The 16951-nt window shown below is 33.2% G+C and carries 21 protein-coding genes; 14 read left to right on the forward strand and 7 right to left on the reverse strand.

Annotated elements, in window-relative coordinates; translation table 11 throughout:
- Positions 1-82: 82 nt before the first annotated feature.
- From DMB91_RS01575 to rpsR, 6 genes are all read left to right on the forward strand, one after another.
- Positions 83-2017, forward strand: a complete 1935-nt coding sequence (locus DMB91_RS01575) for an RNB domain-containing ribonuclease (RefSeq protein WP_034906608.1) — start codon at positions 83-85, stop codon at positions 2015-2017.
- A complete protein-coding gene (holA, locus tag DMB91_RS01580) occupies positions 2017-2997 on the forward strand; it encodes a DNA polymerase III subunit delta (protein WP_034906610.1) in 981 nt (326 codons plus the stop codon). The genes DMB91_RS01575 and holA overlap by 1 nt, the downstream gene beginning before the upstream one ends.
- A 69-nt stretch (positions 2998-3066) precedes the next feature.
- The gene (locus DMB91_RS01585) at positions 3067-3663 is read left to right on the forward strand and encodes an NAD(P)/FAD-dependent oxidoreductase (protein WP_034906613.1); all 597 of its coding nucleotides are present in this window, start codon (positions 3067-3069) and stop codon (positions 3661-3663) included.
- A 213-nt stretch (positions 3664-3876) separates the two neighbouring features.
- On the forward strand, positions 3877-4251 hold the full coding sequence (rpsF, locus tag DMB91_RS01590; RefSeq protein WP_034906615.1) for a 30S ribosomal protein S6: 375 nt from the start codon (positions 3877-3879) through the stop codon (positions 4249-4251).
- A gap of 9 nt (positions 4252-4260) precedes the next feature.
- A complete protein-coding gene (locus DMB91_RS01595) occupies positions 4261-4812 on the forward strand; it encodes a single-stranded DNA-binding protein (protein WP_034906617.1) in 552 nt (183 codons plus the stop codon).
- 12 nt (positions 4813-4824) lie between these two features.
- A complete protein-coding gene (rpsR, locus tag DMB91_RS01600; protein ID WP_034906620.1) occupies positions 4825-5085 on the forward strand; it encodes a 30S ribosomal protein S18 in 261 nt (86 codons plus the stop codon).
- 236 nt (positions 5086-5321) lie between these two features.
- Here rpsR and DMB91_RS01605 read toward each other — a convergent pair whose 3' ends face one another.
- Entirely contained in the window at positions 5322-6377 is a 1056-nt protein-coding gene (locus DMB91_RS01605; RefSeq protein WP_034905598.1) for a hypothetical protein, read from the reverse strand.
- A 119-nt stretch (positions 6378-6496) separates the two neighbouring features.
- Here DMB91_RS01605 and DMB91_RS01610 point away from each other — a divergent pair, with 119 nt between their 5' ends.
- Together DMB91_RS01610 and DMB91_RS08780 are read left to right on the forward strand one after the other, a co-directional pair.
- Positions 6497-7036, forward strand: a complete 540-nt coding sequence (locus tag DMB91_RS01610) for a thermonuclease family protein (protein ID WP_034905597.1) — start codon at positions 6497-6499, stop codon at positions 7034-7036.
- Positions 7036-7209 carry a hypothetical protein gene (locus tag DMB91_RS08780; RefSeq protein WP_185900250.1) on the forward strand — a complete coding sequence of 58 codons (174 nt, stop codon included), beginning with the start codon at positions 7036-7038 and terminating at the stop codon, positions 7207-7209. The genes DMB91_RS01610 and DMB91_RS08780 overlap by 1 nt, the downstream gene beginning before the upstream one ends.
- Here the strand turns inward: DMB91_RS08780 and DMB91_RS01615 are convergent, their stop codons facing one another.
- The 3 genes from DMB91_RS01615 to nth are packed head-to-tail and all read right to left on the reverse strand — an operon-like array spanning position 7210 to position 9399.
- Positions 7210-7797, reverse strand: coding sequence for a hypothetical protein (locus DMB91_RS01615; protein WP_231549677.1), 588 nt, complete (start codon positions 7795-7797; stop codon positions 7210-7212). It abuts the gene before it with no gap.
- Positions 7798-7801: 4 nt separating this feature from the next.
- On the reverse strand, positions 7802-8725 hold the full coding sequence (gene cmoB, locus DMB91_RS01620; RefSeq protein ID WP_081946931.1) for a tRNA 5-methoxyuridine(34)/uridine 5-oxyacetic acid(34) synthase CmoB: 924 nt from the start codon (positions 8723-8725) through the stop codon (positions 7802-7804).
- Between the two features lie 47 nt (positions 8726-8772).
- Positions 8773-9399, reverse strand: a complete 627-nt coding sequence (gene nth / locus DMB91_RS01625; protein WP_034905595.1) for an endonuclease III — start codon at positions 9397-9399, stop codon at positions 8773-8775.
- 76 nt (positions 9400-9475) lie between these two features.
- Between nth and DMB91_RS01630 the strand changes: the two genes are divergently transcribed.
- The 6 genes from DMB91_RS01630 to DMB91_RS01655 are packed head-to-tail and all read left to right on the forward strand — an operon-like array spanning position 9476 to position 14805.
- The gene (locus tag DMB91_RS01630; RefSeq protein ID WP_034905594.1) at positions 9476-10300 is read left to right on the forward strand and encodes a peptidylprolyl isomerase; all 825 of its coding nucleotides are present in this window, start codon (positions 9476-9478) and stop codon (positions 10298-10300) included.
- The gene (gene fbaA / locus DMB91_RS01635) at positions 10300-11364 is read left to right on the forward strand and encodes a class II fructose-bisphosphate aldolase (protein WP_034905593.1); all 1065 of its coding nucleotides are present in this window, start codon (positions 10300-10302) and stop codon (positions 11362-11364) included. Before DMB91_RS01630 ends, fbaA begins: the two co-directional genes overlap by 1 nt.
- A gap of 6 nt (positions 11365-11370) precedes the next feature.
- Positions 11371-12681: a MotA/TolQ/ExbB proton channel family protein gene (locus DMB91_RS01640; protein ID WP_034905592.1), complete on the forward strand. Its 1311-nt coding sequence runs from the start codon at positions 11371-11373 to the stop codon at positions 12679-12681.
- Positions 12678-13520, forward strand: a complete 843-nt coding sequence (locus tag DMB91_RS01645) for a hypothetical protein (protein WP_034905591.1) — start codon at positions 12678-12680, stop codon at positions 13518-13520. Before DMB91_RS01640 ends, DMB91_RS01645 begins: the two co-directional genes overlap by 4 nt.
- Entirely contained in the window at positions 13510-14388 is an 879-nt protein-coding gene (locus DMB91_RS01650) for a 1-aminocyclopropane-1-carboxylate deaminase/D-cysteine desulfhydrase (protein ID WP_034905589.1), read from the forward strand. Before DMB91_RS01645 ends, DMB91_RS01650 begins: the two co-directional genes overlap by 11 nt.
- 27 nt (positions 14389-14415) lie before the next feature.
- The gene (locus DMB91_RS01655) at positions 14416-14805 is read left to right on the forward strand and encodes a YbgC/FadM family acyl-CoA thioesterase (protein WP_034905587.1); all 390 of its coding nucleotides are present in this window, start codon (positions 14416-14418) and stop codon (positions 14803-14805) included.
- Here DMB91_RS01655 and DMB91_RS01660 read toward each other — a convergent pair.
- Genes DMB91_RS01660 through DMB91_RS01670 form a run of 3 tightly spaced genes read right to left on the reverse strand, consistent with a single transcriptional unit; the run spans position 14786 to position 16949 of the window.
- A complete protein-coding gene (locus tag DMB91_RS01660; RefSeq protein ID WP_052043223.1) occupies positions 14786-15829 on the reverse strand; it encodes a hypothetical protein in 1044 nt (347 codons plus the stop codon). The genes DMB91_RS01655 and DMB91_RS01660 overlap by 20 nt on opposite strands.
- 32 nt (positions 15830-15861) lie before the next feature.
- Positions 15862-16476, reverse strand: coding sequence for a uracil-DNA glycosylase family protein (locus DMB91_RS01665; RefSeq protein ID WP_034905585.1), 615 nt, complete (start codon positions 16474-16476; stop codon positions 15862-15864).
- A complete protein-coding gene (locus DMB91_RS01670; protein ID WP_034905583.1) occupies positions 16473-16949 on the reverse strand; it encodes a GNAT family N-acetyltransferase in 477 nt (158 codons plus the stop codon). The genes DMB91_RS01665 and DMB91_RS01670 overlap by 4 nt, the downstream gene beginning before the upstream one ends.
- Positions 16950-16951: the final 2 nt, after the last annotated feature.

Genomic DNA, 16951 nt, shown 5'->3' on the forward strand with positions numbered 1-16951 from the left:
AACAAATAAACATTCTTTTTAAATATTTTTTGTGTAAAATTGTGTTTAAAACCTAAAATACGTATTTATAAAGATAAAAAAAGTGAAAGAATTTTTAAAAGCACTCAGCTTTGGACTTGAAGAAAAACAGCTTCTCAATGAATTTAAACAAATTTTAAGAGAGCTTGTTTCAAAAGACATAGTTAAAGAATACAAGCATAAATTTTACCTTAACAACAGCTTTGTTTTTGGAAAAATAGATATTTCAAGCAAACAAACAGGCTTTTTAGAAGTCTTTAATGAAGGCTTTGAAAGAGATTTGCTTATAGAACACAAAGACTTAAACACAGCAAATTATCAAGATATAGTCGTTTGCAAGCTTTTGCCCTCGCGTAAAAAACGTCCAAAAGCTAAAGTTGTAATGGTGCTTAAAAGGGCAAATAAAAGCTCCTTGCTTGTTAGTAAAAAACAAGGTAATCTTATACTTGGCATGAATATCAAAACAGGCTTAATGCAAAACTTAAAAGCAAGTCAAAAAAGCCTTAAAGCTCTGCCACTTGGCACTATACTTAAGGTAGAAAATGAAAACAATACCATAATTGAGGTGTTAGGACATATTGATGATGAATGTGTTGATGAAAAAATTTCACTTGCTTTATATAATAAAAACGAGGTTTTTACGCAAAGTTGTCTTGAGGAAGCTGAAGCATATGGGGATTTTGTTGAAGCAAGTATGTATGAAGATAGGCTTGATTTGAGGCATTTAAACTTTTGCACTATTGATCCAATCGACGCAAAAGACTTTGATGATGCGATCTTTTATGATGAAAAAGCAAGAGAACTTTTTGTGGCGATTGCTGATGTGAGCGAGTATGTGGCTGCTTATAGTGCCTTAGATAAAGAAGCAAGAGCAAGGGGTTTTTCGATCTATTTTCCACATAAAGCCATTCCTATGTTGCCTCAAAAATTAAGCGAAAATATCTGTTCTTTAAAGCCAAATGAAGATCGTCTTGTTTTTGGTTTTAAATTTAGTTTTAATGAAACTGGCGAAGTGCTTAAAAAAGAGCTTTTTGAGGGGATTATTAATTCAAAAGCAAGATTTCATTATGATGAGGTTGATGAATTTTTGGAGAAAAAGCCAAATTTAAGTGCGTTTAACTGGCTTTATGCGCTTTTTAAGCTGACGCAAATACTCAGAAAAAGACGTCTTAAAAATGCCTTTGAGTTCCATACTTTAGAGCTTAAAATGATCCTAAATGAAAAGCAAGAGCTTGTAGCTACACGTTATGAGAGCGATACGCCCTCGCATGCTTTGATCGAAGATTGTATGCTTTTGGCAAACAAAGCGGCTGCAAAGCTCATAGAAACGGGTGTTTTTAGAAATCATCTTCCAGCTGATCGCAAAAAAATCACCAAACTCATCGCAGAGCTAGCTAGCCTTGGCATTGACGCAAAATTAAAAGCAAATTTGTTTGAGTTTATCAAAGATGTGCAAGCTTTAGCTCAAGATTTAGGCATTAGAGAAGAAGTTGATAAACTTATCATTAAAGCACAAAAAAGGGCTGAATATGCGAGTGAAAATTTAGGACATTTTGGCTTGGGTTTTGAGCGTTATGCTCATTTTACAAGTCCTATTAGAAGGTATTCTGATCTTGTTTTGCATAGACTTTTAAAAGCAAAATTAAGAAAAGATGAAAAAACATTTAAATATTTGCTTTTAAATATAAATAACACTTGTGAAAGTTTAAGCGTGCTTGAAAGAGAAGCTGATAAGGTAGCGTTTGACTTTATGGATAGGAAATTTGCTCGCTGGGCAAAAAAACATTTGCACGAGCGTTTCAGAGCTTTCGTGAGTGAAAATATCAATATTAACATAGCCAAGCTCGATGATGAGTTTAAAGGTGCAGAGTTGATTTTGCTTGATGAAAGTGTCAATTTGCTTCAGAAAGTTGAGCTTGAAATTTGTGATGTTGATATTATAATGGCGAAAATTTTTGCTAAAATTACACAAAATTTAGAGAGCTTGGAGCGAAAATAATGTATAGAAAGGATTTGCAGAATTTATTAAAAGGCAATTATTTTCCGCATTTTTTTGCTTTATATGGGGCAGATGATTTTCAAACCGAGCTTTTTGCAAGCTTTATCAAAGAAAAATTTGGCGTTGATGAATGCTTAAAGCTTTATTTTGAGGAGTATGATTTTGCAAGGGCGAGCGATTATTTGGCGAGCACTTCTTTGTTTAGTGAAAAAAAACTGCTTGAATTAAAATGCTTTAAAAAGCCCAGCAAAAAAGAGCTTGAAGCCTTAATCAGTCTTTGCAAGCAAAGCGAAGATAATTTCTTTTTATTTGAGTTATATGATGAATCAAGCAAACAAAATGAGCTTGAAAAAAGCTTTGAGAATAATTTTGCACGATTTTTTAAACCAAACTCAGCCAAAGAAGGTATAGAACTTTTAAGTTTAAAAGCAAAAGAACTTGACATTAACGCAACGCATAATGCCTTGCTTTTTTTATATCAAAATTTTGATGAAAACTTATATCTTGCTTCAAGTGAGCTTAATAAATTTGCTGGTTTAAGTATAGATGAAAACATGGTTGAAAAGTATTGTTTTAGTCTTAGTGTGCTTGGTTTTGAAAGTTTTTTTGAACAGCTTTTGCAAGGCAAGGACTTAAGAGTTGAGCTTGAAAAATTCTTAGAAAATTTCAACGAAATTGCCTTGCTTAACTCTTTATCAAGCAATTTTTATCGTCTTTTTAAGATTAACTTATACGCTAAAATTCACGGCAAGGTTGATTTAAAAGAACTTTTAGGCTATGTTCCACCACCAAATGTAGCTAGCAAGCTTCAAACACAAGCCTTTGCATTAAGTCTAGCTCAATATCAAAAAATCTTTTTTTTATGCTTGCAAAGCGAATATGAACTTAAAACAAATTCAAAACTTACCAAAAAAGAGTTTCTTATCTCCACTTTGCTCGAGCTTAGTCAAATCCTTAAAAATAAAAAAGAATTTAAATAAGGCTTTATTTATCATTTATTTAAGCTTCGCTGTTACAATTTTTTCATATTTAAAATAAAAGGAGAAAAGATGAAAAAATCAGTAGCCATAGTTGGTGGAAGTATAGCAGGATTGAGTGCGGCTTTAGTTTTAGCTTCGGCAAAAAATGCTGAACTTGATTTTGAAATCACTATTATCGATGATGACAAGGCAGATTTGAAGGCTGTCGCGATTTATAATGTGCCTTTGTTTCCAAAAGGAATTCAAGGTAAAGAAATTATTGAACACACAAAAAAACAAATCGATGATCTGCTAAAAGTGAAGTATGTAAGTGGTACGATTAGCGAAATTAGTGGCTCTAAGGGAGATTTTAGCCTTAAGGGTGCTAGTCAGGAGATAAAAGTTGAGTATATTATCCTTGCTACAGGTGCTTCAAGGTTTGAAATTTCAGGCTTAGGCGATATAGTTAAGCCTCATGAGTTGATGAACAAACCGGGTAAAATTCGCCTTGCCTACAGCGGACGCCAAGAAGTAAAACCGGGTATTTATGTAGGTGGTTTGGCTTCTGGGGTTACAACTATGGTAACTTGTGCAATGGGAAGTGGTGCAGAAGCAGCTTGTGCCGTGCTTAGTGATATAAAATGTGCGGTAAGCATAGTGCATGACACACCAACAAGTCGTGCATAAAACCTATGCTCAAGTCTTTTGGCTTGAGCTTATTTAATCTTTATTTATCTTGAAATTTAATTTTTTCAAAAAATTTAACATATTACCTTAAAAAACTAAAGTTTTTTGCTTTCATTAAAACTTAAGTAAAATTTTAATATAATAAAACCCTGCTCTAAAAAAAGCAAAATCCTTGCCTATGAAAATAGGCTATATTATCCATAAGGAGAAAAAATGAGACATTACGAGGTTTTATTTATCTTAAAACCTACGCTCACCGAAGAAGAGGTGAATGCAAAGTTGGAATTCGTTAAAGAACTCCTCACTAGAAATAACGCACAAATTAAGTCTGTTGTCCCAATGGGAACACGAAAGCTTGCGTATGTGATCAAAAAATACGAAAGAGGGACCTATTTTGTGATTTATTTTAAAGCCGAGCCAAGTTTTATTACCGAGCTTGAAAGAGTGCTTAAAATCACCGAAGAAGTGATACGATTCTTAATCGTTAAGTATGAAAATAAGCAAGAAATCGCTGCTTGGGAAAAGCTTAGTGATGGTATCAAACAAACTAAAAAGGAAATCAAACCTTTAGACGCTCCAGAAGTTTAAGGAAATTCAATGTTTAATAAAGTTGTTTTGGTAGGCAATTTAACCAGAGATATAGAAATGCGTTATATGCCTTCAGGCAGTGCTATAGGTTCTTCAGCGATCGCTGTAACAAGAAAGTATAGTGGAGCAAATGGCGAAAAAAAAGAAGAAACTTGTTTCATCGATATAAGTTTTTTTGGACGCACAGCAGAAGTAGCTAATCAATATCTTTCAAAGGGAAGTAAAGTGCTTATTGAAGGAAGGCTTCGATTTGAGCAGTGGAGCGATCAAAACGGACAGAATCGCTCAAAACACAGCATATATGTAGAAAGTATGGAAATGCTAGGCTCAAGTCCAAACCCACAAGGAAATTTCGCAGGCAATACAAATCAAAATTATGCACCAAATAAAGCACAACAAAGTTATGATCCATACGCAAGCGATATGAATAAAAATACTTCAAATAGTAATTTTAACGCCAGCAAGCGAGCCAATCAAAACCAAAATTATCAAGAAGAAAAGCTAAAAGAAATCGATATTGATGATTATGATGTCGATGATAAAAGCGAATTACCATTTTAAAAAGGAAAAACAATGGCTGAAAAGAGAAAATACTCACGCAAATATTGCAAATACACTGAAGCAAAGGTTGAATTTATCGACTATAAAGACACAGCGATGCTTAAGCACGCTTTATCTGAGAGATTTAAGATTATGCCACGTCGTTTAACAGGCACAAGCAAAAAATACCAAGAAATGGTAGAAAAAGCGATCAAACGTGCTAGACATGTTGCATTGATCCCATATATCGTTGATAGAAAAAATGTAGTTACAAATCCTTTTGAAGGTTTGTGATTATAAAAAGCCCTTGCAAGGGCTTTTTATGCTTATATTTTTTAATTTTTATTTCAGACAGCTTTATAAAAACTTTTTCAATTTGTCTTGCGTGCAAAAATTATTTATTGTTGCAGGATTTTAAAAGTCTAAGGCAATGTGGCATTTTTATCTTTAAAACTTATATCGATGAGAGCTTATTTTTTAACTTTAATGTTTAGTGATTTTTGATTTTTAGATAGCTTCATCAGCCTTATTTATTCTTCATTTATTTCATTACAATCCTTGCATCCCATATCACTTAGTCTTAGCTCCAAGCTTTGCGTATTATTGCTAAAAAGAGCGTTTGGATCTTGCGTGCCAAAAGTCTTTGCTCTTACACCCATAGCATCAAGTTTTATTTTCCACCATTGTGTAAAATGAGCATTTATCATCTCAGCCACAAGCATAAAATCAAGCCCATCAAGCTTAAAAATATATAAATTTTCAATATGTTTTAGATCTAAAATTCGCATTTTTTTATAATGCTTTGGCGTAACAAAAGCGATGAAAAAGTCCTTATCCTTTTTTTGTAAAGTTATGCTTAATTCATCACTTAAAAAAGCTTTGTTAAATTCATTTTGATAGAGATACCAAGTTGAATTGATGAGCGTGTGTAGATAATAGTTTTTTAAGCTATTATCTCGCCATAATTGCCAATGCTTTTTGTCGCTAAAAAGTTTCATTTCATCATCAAAAAGCTTTTTTTCAAGATTTAAATTTGAGCTTTCAAACACAAGCTCATCGGGCTTAAATTTACTTTGTGTTAAACTTGTTTTTAAAAAAGGCATTTTATGTAAAACAAACTCTTGAGAAAAAAGTAAATTTGTCTTATTTTTGATTTTAAGAATGTGGCGTTTGGGTATAAACTCATAAAGATAAAAGGAATTTTCAAAAATAAAAGAATCTTTATTTTTTTGTATAGCTCTTAAACTTTGGCTTTGAATTTCATTGATAAAAAAGTCAAGCTTAGCTTCATTGCAGCTCGTATTTTCATCTTTTTTTTCACATGAAAAATAAATACTTTCATCATCTTGCACAAAAGCAAAAATTTCAAGTAAGCTTTTTTCTTGTATTGTTTTGCTTGTATTATTGTCTTGAATTTGGGGCTGGGTTTGGGTGCTATTAAGTTCGGTTAAAACAAAACTTGAGTTTTGTTCTATGATGCTCAAGTTTTGTTCTTTTAAATTTATATTTTGATTTGAGCTATAAAAAATCGGAGTTAAAAAATACAAGCTCAAAACTGCAAAAAAAATGATATAAATACAACGCATAAACATACTTCAAACACTCAAAATAAAGGCATATCGCAAGATATTATATTAAATAAAAATAGAATTTACCATAATTTGCATAAAAATTTACTATAATTACAAAAAACACAAGGCTTATAATGAAGATAAATTATAAAAATGCGTTGAATTTAAGAAAAGCAATTAACGATCCAAAACGCCTTATACTTTTACTCATAGCCTTTGGCTTGATTTTTCTTTTAAACTCTTTTGCGAGCTATAATACCAGCTTTAAAGCCCAAGTTGTAAGAGTGATAGATGGTGATACTATCGAGGTTTTAGATAAGAATAAGAAAAATTATAGAGTGCGTTTTTTTGGCATAGACGCACCCGAGTCAAATCAAGCCTTTGGCAAAAAATCAAAGGAATTTTTAGCCTCGCTTGTCGCTGGTAAAGAAGTAAAAATTATCAAAAAAGACACAGATAAATATAATAGAACCTTAGCCGTGATCGAGCTTGAGGGTAAAGACATCAATAAAATAATGGTAGAAAATGGCTTTGCATGGGCGTATAGTTACTATACGGAAGCCTATGTTGCTGAGCAAAACTTAGCCAAAAGCAAAAAACTCGGGCTTTGGGCGGATAAAAAGCCTATAGAGCCTTATAAATGGCGAAAAACTCATTCTTTCAAGGAAAAATAATGAAAAAGTTAGCATTGTGTGTGTGTGTGCTTGCGTTAAGTGCTTGCTATATCAGCGAAAGGGGCATATCAAATCGCTTTTATGATGATTGCAAGCCTTATTATGATGCAAGCGGGACTTATCATGAAGAATGCCCTAAGAATTGGATCAACCTGCCCCTTGCACCAAGATAATTATTTGCCAGGTGAATTAAGCGTGGCAAGGGCTATTGCGTCAGGATTTACCGCTGGTGCTGGATTTGCTGGATTTTTTTCTTCGGTTGTTGGAGCTTGAATTATATTGCTTGGTGGGCGTTTGAGCTTGAATATATGCTGTTCAGTTACCACAGCTTGCATGCTTGCCTCATATACTTTTATATCCTTTACATGCCCTACAACTCGTATTTCTCGCTTTTTGGAAGTCTCATCAAATAAAGCTTGGGCTTCAAATATCAGCACATCACCTAGTTTTAAAGGGGCGTAAAATGAAGACCTTGCTGATATGATAATGGAGTATTCTTTGTTTATAGCGGCTTGAGCGACATAATTTGCAGCAGCAAAGACAAAACCTTCAAAGATCAAGCCTTGATCATCAATTACCATTTCAGGAGAACTGATAAAAACAGATTTGGCATGATTTTTAGAAAGCTCGCATATCGTGCCGCACAAAGTATTATTTATCTCAGGGCAAGTCATAAGCTCGGTTTTGATATGAGCAAGTTCTTCTTGATTTACATACTGCTCAAGTTGAGTAAAATCGTCAAAATTTGAATTTTGTTTGATCATCTTAAACCTTTAATTTAACATATACGCGTTTAGGTGCATCATAACCTTCTAAAGTCTTCTTATGATCCTCTTCACTTAAGAAATCCTTAAGCGAGTATCCTTCACTCCAAGCTGTTGTTCTTTGTTCAAATTCGTCCGTATCCCTAGTAGCTAATACTTCAAAATGAGAAAAACCAGCTTTTTCACACCAATTGCGTAAGCCTAATATCGACGGAATGAAAAAAATATTTGCAATTTTTGAGTAAGTTTTTCGAGGAATCAAAGCAATTTCTCTTTCATCTTCTATATATATGGTATCTAAAAATACGCTTCCACCTTTGTTTAAAGCACTTTTTAATTGTTTTAAAGTTTGAAGCGGATTGCTTCTATGATATAAAACACCAAGACAAAAAATAAAGTCAAATTTAAGCTTGGCTTGCACACAAAATGCACTTAAATCCTCAACGCCTAAAAGCTCAAAGCAAATTTTGGATTTTGCAAGCGTATTTAAAAGATAAAATTGCAAAAAAGGACGCAAACAAGGATCAAAACCTATGATTTTTGCAGGCTTAAATTCAAGCATTTTAAACATATAATAACCATTATTGCATCCCACATCAGCAACGATTTTATTTTCAAGATTATTCATAAAAGGCTTTAAAATATTAAATTTAACAAAGCTTTGCCACTCGCTATCGATAAAAAGCTCATTGACTTTAAAAGGTCCTTTTCGCCAAGGTTTTAGTCTTAAAGCAAGCTCCTTTATTCTTTCGTTTAAGGCTTTTAAGCTTAAATTTGAGTGTTTTAAATGGGTTTCATCAAAGTTTAAATTCACGGCCTCGTTAAAACTTAGATTTGCTTTAAAATCTGGCGTAAGCAAATGATTAAGCTCATTTATAGCTTTAAACTCCTTATTTTCAAGGAGTTGTTTTTGAATGTTATTCATTTTTTCCTCTTTTATATATTCGATTTTATTCCAAATATAAGGTATTTTTAAGCTAGAATTTTATCTTTACTTTTGCATAAATGAGCTAAAAAACATTCTTTGCAAAGTGGATTTTTAGCCTTGCAGGTATATCGCCCAAAAAGCACCATAGCTTGATGAAGGGTGTTGAGATTATCCTTAAAAATTCGCGTTAAATCCTCTTCAGTTGCTTCAGGAGTTTTTGCCTTGCTTAAGTCTAAGCGATGAGAGACTCGAAATACATGCGTATCAACTGCCATAAAATTTGCCCCACACCATTCTATAAGCACCACATGAGCTGTTTTTTGTCCTACGCCAGCTAAAGACTTTAAATCCGTTTCATTAAGTGGAATTTCACCCTTAAATTTTTCGCACACTGCTTTAGCCATTTTGATGAGATTTTCAGCTTTGTTGTTAAAAAAAGAACAGCTTTGAATGAAGCTTTTTACACTTGCTAAATTTGCTTTTGCAAGGCTTTTTACATCTGGATAAGCTTGAAACAAAGACGGCGTGATTAAATTCACTCTTTTATCAGTGCATTGTGCTGAGAGCATAACACAAACTATGAGTTCATAAGGGTTGGAAAACACAAGCTCTGTCCTAGCCTTATCAAAATGCTTTAAAAATAAATTTTTGATTTCTAAGTTTCTTTTCATTTTTTTATTTTAGTTAATTAGCCTTAACAAAACTTCGTTATAATTTAAACAAATCTCATTTTTAAAAGGAAAAATAATGAAAAAACTTTCACTCATCACAGCAAGTTTACTTGTTGCTGGCACACTTGCAAATGCCGCCGTAGTCGCAAGCGTTAATGGTAAAGATATCACAGATACTCAAGTCAATGAAGACTTAGCTCCACTTTTAAGAGGACAAAGCATTACTACCCTACCAGCTCAACAAAAACAAATGGTGCTTACCCAGTATATAGCTGAACAACTTATACTCGAAGAAGCTAAAAAAGCCAATGTTGAAAAAGATCCTTTGTATGCAAAAGAACTTGAAAGAGCTAAAAACCAGATTTCTATGATTGTGTATCAACAAAAACTTGCTCAAAATGTAAAAATAAGCGACGCACAAATCAAAGCTTTTTATGATAAAAACAAACAAGCTTTTGTTGATCCAGCCGCTGCAAAAGCACGTCATATCTTAGTGGAAAATGAAGCTGAAGCAAAAAATATTATTAATGAGCTTAAAAACCTCAAAGGTGATGCTTTAACTCAAAAATTTGCCGAACTTGCTCGCACAAAATCAAAAGACCCGGGTTCAGCAGCAAAAGGAGGCGATCTTGGTTGGTTTGATGCTCAAAGTATGGTAAAACCATTTGCTGATGCAGCTTTTTCTTTAAAAAAGGGTGAAATTTCAAAAACACCGGTAAAAACACAATTTGGCTACCATATCATCCTTAAAGAAGATTCAAGAGCAAGAAAACAATACACTGAAAAAGATAAACAAGTGCGTGATGTTGTAGAAAACGAACTTAAAAAAGAAGAAGTGAATAAAATCTTGCAACAAAAGGCTCAAGAACTATTCACAAAAGCAAAAGTTGAGATTAAATAATGGGCGTTTTAGAATTTGTAAAAGCTGGCGTAGTTAGTGGTGATGAGCTTAACAAAGTCTATGAATACGCCAAAAGCGAAGGTTTTGCAATACCGGCTGTAAATGTCGTTGGCACAAATTCAATCAATGCTGTTTTAGAAAGTGCAAAAAAAGTCAATTCGCCCGTTATCATTCAGTTTAGTAATGGTGGAGCTAAATTTGTAGCTGGAAAAAACTGCGAAAATGCTGATGTTTTAGGAGCGATGAGTGGTGCTTTACATGTGCATTTGCTTGCTAAACATTATGGTGTGCCTGTGATCTTACACACAGATCATGCAGCACGCAAACTTTTGCCTTGGATTGATGGGCTTATTAAGGCTAGCGAGGATCATAAAAAGCAATACGGAAAAGCCCTTTTTAGTTCTCATATGCTTGATTTAAGTGAAGAAAGTTTAGAAGAAAATTTAAGCACTTGCGAAGCTTATCTTAAAAAACTTGCTTCACTTGGCATAAGCTTAGAGATAGAACTTGGCTGTACGGGTGGTGAAGAAGATGGCGTGGATAATACAGGCATTGATAATGCTAAGCTTTACACTCAGCCTGAAGATGTGGCTTTAGCCTATGAAAGACTTTTAAAAATCAGCCCAAATTTCTCAATCGCCGCGAGTTTTGGTAATGTGCATGGAGTATATAAACCGGGCAATGTAAGCTTGCAGCCTGAAATTTTGAAAAACTCACAAGTTTTTGTTAAAGAGAAGTTTAAACTTGCAAGCAACAAGCCTGTAAATTTTGTCTTTCATGGTGGAAGCGGAAGTGAGCTAAAAGATATCAAAGACGCTGTGAGTTATGGTGTGATTAAGATGAATATCGACACTGATACGCAGTGGGCTTTTTGGGATGGCGTGCGTGGTTATGAGGCGAAAAATAAGGCGTATTTACAAGCTCAAATTGGCAATCCAGAAGGTGAAGACAAACCAAATAAAAAGTATTATGATCCTAGAGTATGGCTAAGAGCAGGAGAAGAAAGTATGATCAAACGCCTTGAGATAGCCTTTGAGGACTTAAACTGCATAGCAAGGAATTAAGCGTTTATGGATAAAGATAAGCAAGAAATTTCAGAACTTATTTTACCAGAGCTCAAGGAGAGAAAAGATTTTTTAGTATATTCAAAGATCGTTTTCTTTCCTATTTTGCTCTATCTTTTTTTTGTGGCTGGTTATTTTGACTATATTGATTTTAAGGTAGAGCTTCGCGATCTCATTTTAATGGGTGTTATTTTATTTATCGCCTTGTTTTTTGCAAGACATAATGCAGAATACGCTTCTTGTATATTTTGGCAGCAAAAAGATGAATTTAAACAAGCCTTAAAACGTTATATTATGAAAAATTTTCTTAGCATAGGTAAAGAAACAAAGTCAAATGCGAGCTTTGATGATTTTGCTTATACTTATATACGTTTTAATCGTAATGAAAATTTTGCAAGCGTAGCACCAAGCTCCTTTGCTGTGATGGGAATTTTAGGCACTTTTATTAGCATAGCTTTATCTATGCCAAGCTTTAAGGGCAGTGATTTAAGTTCTTTTGAGTTGGCACTTTCTGAGTTTTTAAGTAGTATATCTACAGCTTTTTATGTCAGCATTTATGGAATTTTTTTGGCTTTGTGGTGGGTATTTTTTGAAAAATTTGGACAAAGTAAGATTCAAAAGCTTTTAGACAGACAAAAAAGTTCTACAAGCGGCTTTTTTTGGAGCAAAGAAGAACTTGAGCAAAGGTATCTTACTCAGGGTTTAAAGCATTTTGAAAAAATTGCTGTGGTTTTTGAGCAAGTCAGTAATGAAGAGTTTTTCAAAGAGCTTGATCATAGTATAGAGCGAAAATTTGGCTTGTTTCAAGAAATGCTTAATGTTGAAGAAAAGGCTATTCGAGTGAGTAGTGAGCATATCAAACAAACGATGAGCGAGCTTAATAGAGCACACAGAAATCAAAAAGATTTAAGTAAAATTTATCTTGAAATGACGACAAATATCAATACACTCAATCAAAATTTAAAAGAAATTACCGCAAGGATGAGCGAACAATACAACCGCCTTTTAGATGTTAGTTCTGAAAAAACTCAACATCTTGATCGAACTTTGCTTTCCTTAGATGAAAAGATCGAGAATTTCAAACGCAATTTTGAGCATTATCAAGACCTTATGCTTGAAAATCAAGAAAAGATTTTTATAGGTTTTAAAAATAGTTTGCTTCAGGGTATGCGTGAATTTAAAGAAGTGTATGAAGAAGAAAAAAGTATAGATGATAAGATTGAAATGATGAGTCAGCTTAAAGCTGAAATGAGCGAGCTTGATAATGAAGCAAGTGAAGTGATTGCCAAGTTAAACAAAAACAGCGAAGAGAAATGAAAAAACAAAATAAGCAAGATAGTGGTCTTTTTTATCTGACTTATGCAAATTTATTAGCTGGCTTGCTTTTTGTTTTTTTGCTTATTATTGTGGTGCTCTTGCTTAAAAATTCTCTTGTAAAAACTGAAATTGTTAGCGAACAAAAAAACTTAAAAAATCAAAAAGAAAAATTTGAGCTTGAAAAAAAGGAATTTGTTCAAAGTCAAAACCGCCTTTATGAGCTTGGAGAGAAGCTAGGAAAAGACTTTAATATAAGCACCTTAAGCATTCAAGATAAGGAGTTTTTAACCCTTCTAGCACATTTAAATGAAAAAGAAGAGCAACTAAGCTCTTTTAGGGCTGATTTTAACAAACTTAAAGACGAACTTAATGGCTTTGGTGTGCAAAAAAGTGCTTTGATCTTAGAACTTCAAGCCAAGCTTGATTCTCAAATCACGCTTGATTTAGACACTGCTTCGATGAATTTAAACGCAAATATGCTTTTTGATGAAGGCTCTTATGTGCTTAAAGAAGATGTAAAAGCAAGGCTAAAGCAGGTTTTAACTGAGTATTTTGATTTGCTTTTAAAAGATGAAAATTTGGCTTTAAGTATTGAAAATATCATTATTGAAACTTATAGCAACGAAGGTTCTTCGTTTGCATATAGGCTTGATTTATCCTCAAGAAGGGCATTTGAGCTAATGAGTTTTATTTTTTCTTTTTATAAAGATGAACGTTTGGAAAAACTCTTGCTTGTTAGCCCAAAAATCGATAATAAAGATTCTTATATAAAGATCGATTTTAGTATTTCAAACCAAGCTTTATTGAAAAGACTTGAGCAGTTTTTTGATGCAAGATAGCATTATACAAAAAATTACGCTTGAAGGCTTTGAATTTTATGTCAAAAGAGATGATGCCTTAGGACTAATCAATGGCAACAAATTAAGAAAATTGTATTATTTTTTGCAAAATAAGGCTTTATACAAGCCTTACACTCGTTTTGTAAGTTTTGGTTCAACACAAAGTAATGCTTTGGCTGCTTTGAGTGATTTTACAAAACAAAATGGCTTTAGGCTTCTTTTTATTACACCAAAAATTTCAAATTTTTTAAAAGAAAATCCTCAAGGTAATTTTGCTTATGCTCTTAAAAATCAAGCATTTATCGTCGAAAATATCTCAAATTTAAGTTTAGAGCAAAAGGCTTTAAGCTTGCTTGAAAAAGATGATGTTTTTATCCCTTGTGGAGTGGCATGCAAACAAGCTGAACTAGGGCTTCAAAAGCTTGCTGAAGAAATTGAAAGGCAAAGTGAGCAGTTGGGTTTAGAATTTGATCTTTTTTTGCCTTCAGGCACAGGCACAAGTGCGGCTTTTTTAGCAAAACATTCTTGTTTTAAGGTTTTTTCATGTGCATGTGTAGGTGATAAGGCATATGTGAAGGCCCAGATTACAAAGCTTATTCCGCATTATGATTTTTCAAATTTGTTTTTTTTAGAGCCAGCTTTGAAACTTCATTTTGCAAAGCCTCAAAAAGAGCTTTTAAATATCTATCATAAGGCTTTAAAGCAATGTAAAATCGAGTTTGATCTTTTGTATGATAGTGTGGCACTTTTAACGCTTTTAGCTCATCAAAAAGCTTTTACAAAGCCTGTGTTATACATCCATCAAGGTGGATTGTTAGGAAATAAAAGTATGCTTGAGCGTTATAAGCACAAATTCGGTTCTTTTTAGGATATAATACAAAAGAAAGGAAAGACAATGAAAATTAGAGTATATTATGAAGATACTGATGCGGGCGGGGTGGTGTATCATAGTAATTATTTAAAATTTTGCGAAAGGGCAAGAAGTGAGCTATTTTTTGAGCTTTATCCAAGTATTTTTGAAGCAAAAGCAGGACATTTTTTGCTTGCAAAGGCAAATTGTACTTTTGTGAAGTCAGCAAAATTAGGCGATATTTTAGAAGTTAAAAATGAGCTTTTAGAAGTTAAAAATGCTTCTGTTTTACTTAAGCAAGAGTTGTTTAGGGGCAAAGAGAAAGTTTTTAGTGCTGAATTTGTGCTTGTATATGTAAAAGAAAGTAAGCCCCAAGCGATGAGCAAGGAACTTAAAGAGACATTTATAAGGCTTTTTAATACTCAGCAAAGTTAAATTCTAAAGCCTTCATCAACTTTATATTATAAACGACTTGAGTATCTTTTATGCTTTCGTTGAACAAAGAAGAGCTTCTTTTATCCATAAAAGAAGTATAAAAGAAGTCAAGTCCTACACTAGTGGCGTATGCAAGCCAGTTGTATTCTATGCTTTGAGAAAAATTTTCATTTAAATAGGCTAGAATTTTATCTTTGTTGGCTATAGAATTTGCAATGATAAGTTTTGCTCTATCTCCTTTTTGTGTAAGGCTTAAAAGCATAGGATTGTAGCCAATCTGCGTAGAAAGTATGTTTTGAACTTCTATATCATTAACTCTAAGTTGAGAGCTTATGATTGCACTTGTAACCAAAGGTGTGTTTAAAAAAATATTTGATCCACGCAAAGGACCCTTAGACTTTAGCACAGAAGCAAAATTAATCTTTTCGCCCTCGATTTTATAAGTTCTTGCATTTGGGACTTTTTTTAGTATGCTTTGATGAAGCGTGTTTGAAAGCACAGAATTATCATAAAAACTAGCGATGTTATTTGAATTTACTTCGCTTAAAAGTTTATCTATTTGAGCATCATAATCAATTCGTCCAAAGTAGATATTTTTTGCGTCTATGTTAGTATTTTTTTTATGTAGTGTAGGGATAAAAAACATCATATCATTTGAATGTTTTGCAAGTATATTTGCACCCTTTAAGGTAAAACCAGCGATTACAAAACGGAAATTCTCAGCTTCAAGCTCTGCTAAAACTTGATTGATCCTTGCTTCATCTTCGGTGCCGATAAGAAAAACCTTAGTATCAATCTTTGCATTTTGTCTTAAAAGGTAAGCAAAGCTCGCGTTGATAATGGTGTTTGAGTAGCTTTTTATCGTTTTTTCTGGAATAATGATAGCAAGCTTATTTAAAGAATCTTTAGAAAAATCTTTTTTGCTTGTGTTGCTTTCGCCAACAATGATCGTTTTTGGAGCTTGAGTAAGTGTGCAAGCACTGAAAAAAACGACTATTACAAGAGTATAAAAAATGTTTTTCATCTTTTCTCCTTGAGTATTAAAAACTTATTGTTTCATAAAAATGCTTTGAGTTTTGTTAAATCTTTGATAAATTCTTGTTCAAAACTTGGATTTTTGAGTATAAATTTTACATCAAAGCTTGGCATAATCAAGCTTTGATGTAAATGTAAAATTTCGCCCCTAAGACGCGTAAAATCCTCAAAGCCAAGATGATAAAAACTTTGCTTTCCAAGACAAAGAATGATCTTTGGGTTGATAAAAAAAAGTTCATCAAAAAGATAGGGCAAGCATTGCTTGAGTGCAAAATCATCGTCTTTGTTTTGGCTATAGCATTTGTAAATATAGCTCATATAAAAATCCTCTCGCCCTAAACCTAAATTTTCTTTAAGTAAAAGCTTAAGTTTCATACCTTCAGTAGAGTTTAAAAGTGTTTTGCTTTCATTTTCACTTGTTGATAAAAAATCACTAACAACCATTAAGTCATAGTGCTTAAAAGTATTTTGCATAATGCAAAATCGTCTTCTTTTTGAAAGCGGGCAAAGTTGGCAGTTTTGCACCCTTAAACGCAACTCTTCATAATCTTTACTTTGAGGCATAAAATCAAGTTTTTTGTCGATAAATTCATACCCAAAAGCCTTAAGATAATACAAAGAGCGAATATTATTCATTGAGGAAAAAGCCTACTGAGCATATCGCCTGCTAGGCGGTAAGTTCGCCATTTAAGCGACATATTTTCAGCATTTAAGCGTGTGTAAAAATTAATGCCAAGTTCATTATCGTGAAGACAAACCCATTCAAGACGTTTCAAACCCTTTTCTTTGCATATATTTGCAAGATGGTTAAAAACAGCCTTTGCGTAGCCCTTTTTGCGAAATTCTTTTTTGATATATAAATCCTCAAGATACATCCCACCTCTACCTAAAAAACTTGAAAAGGTATAAAAATACATCGCGTAACCAACTGCTTTGCCTTGTTCTCTTAAGATGAGAGCTTTAGCGTAATTGTCTTTAAAAAAGCTTTCTTCATAGTCTTTTTTGGTGCAAACAAGCTCATCAAGCATATCTTCATACTCGGCGAGTTCTTTTACCATTTCTAAAATTTCATTTAAATCTTCTTTACATGCTTCTTGTATGCTGAACATTT

It is taken from the genome of Campylobacter sp. MIT 97-5078 (genome assembly GCF_006864455.1).
In the GTDB taxonomy this organism is placed as follows: Bacteria; Campylobacterota; Campylobacteria; order Campylobacterales; family Campylobacteraceae; genus Campylobacter_D.

Coding starts and splice junctions, on each gene's coding strand:
- DMB91_RS01605 (WP_034905598.1), bottom strand. CDS start 6,377: ATGCGTTGTATTTATATCATTTTTTTTGCAGTTTTGAGCTTGTATTTT.
- DMB91_RS01650 (WP_034905589.1), top strand. CDS start 13,510: ATGCAAGATAGCATTATACAAAAAATTACGCTTGAAGGCTTTGAATTT.
- rpsF (WP_034906615.1), top strand. CDS start 3,877: ATGAGACATTACGAGGTTTTATTTATCTTAAAACCTACGCTCACCGAA.
- rpsR (WP_034906620.1), top strand. CDS start 4,825: ATGGCTGAAAAGAGAAAATACTCACGCAAATATTGCAAATACACTGAA.
- DMB91_RS01645 (WP_034905591.1), top strand. CDS start 12,678: ATGAAAAAACAAAATAAGCAAGATAGTGGTCTTTTTTATCTGACTTAT.
- DMB91_RS01630 (WP_034905594.1), top strand. CDS start 9,476: ATGAAAAAACTTTCACTCATCACAGCAAGTTTACTTGTTGCTGGCACA.
- DMB91_RS01585 (WP_034906613.1), top strand. CDS start 3,067: ATGAAAAAATCAGTAGCCATAGTTGGTGGAAGTATAGCAGGATTGAGT.
- DMB91_RS08780 (WP_185900250.1), top strand. CDS start 7,036: ATGAAAAAGTTAGCATTGTGTGTGTGTGTGCTTGCGTTAAGTGCTTGC.
- DMB91_RS01665 (WP_034905585.1), bottom strand. CDS start 16,476: ATGAATAATATTCGCTCTTTGTATTATCTTAAGGCTTTTGGGTATGAA.
- DMB91_RS01655 (WP_034905587.1), top strand. CDS start 14,416: ATGAAAATTAGAGTATATTATGAAGATACTGATGCGGGCGGGGTGGTG.
- holA (WP_034906610.1), top strand. CDS start 2,017: ATGTATAGAAAGGATTTGCAGAATTTATTAAAAGGCAATTATTTTCCG.
- fbaA (WP_034905593.1), top strand. CDS start 10,300: ATGGGCGTTTTAGAATTTGTAAAAGCTGGCGTAGTTAGTGGTGATGAG.
- DMB91_RS01595 (WP_034906617.1), top strand. CDS start 4,261: ATGTTTAATAAAGTTGTTTTGGTAGGCAATTTAACCAGAGATATAGAA.
- nth (WP_034905595.1), bottom strand. CDS start 9,399: ATGAAAAGAAACTTAGAAATCAAAAATTTATTTTTAAAGCATTTTGAT.
- DMB91_RS01640 (WP_034905592.1), top strand. CDS start 11,371: ATGGATAAAGATAAGCAAGAAATTTCAGAACTTATTTTACCAGAGCTC.
- DMB91_RS01670 (WP_034905583.1), bottom strand. CDS start 16,949: ATGTTCAGCATACAAGAAGCATGTAAAGAAGATTTAAATGAAATTTTA.
- DMB91_RS01660 (WP_052043223.1), bottom strand. CDS start 15,829: ATGAAAAACATTTTTTATACTCTTGTAATAGTCGTTTTTTTCAGTGCT.
- DMB91_RS01610 (WP_034905597.1), top strand. CDS start 6,497: ATGAAGATAAATTATAAAAATGCGTTGAATTTAAGAAAAGCAATTAAC.
- cmoB (WP_081946931.1), bottom strand. CDS start 8,725: ATGAATAACATTCAAAAACAACTCCTTGAAAATAAGGAGTTTAAAGCT.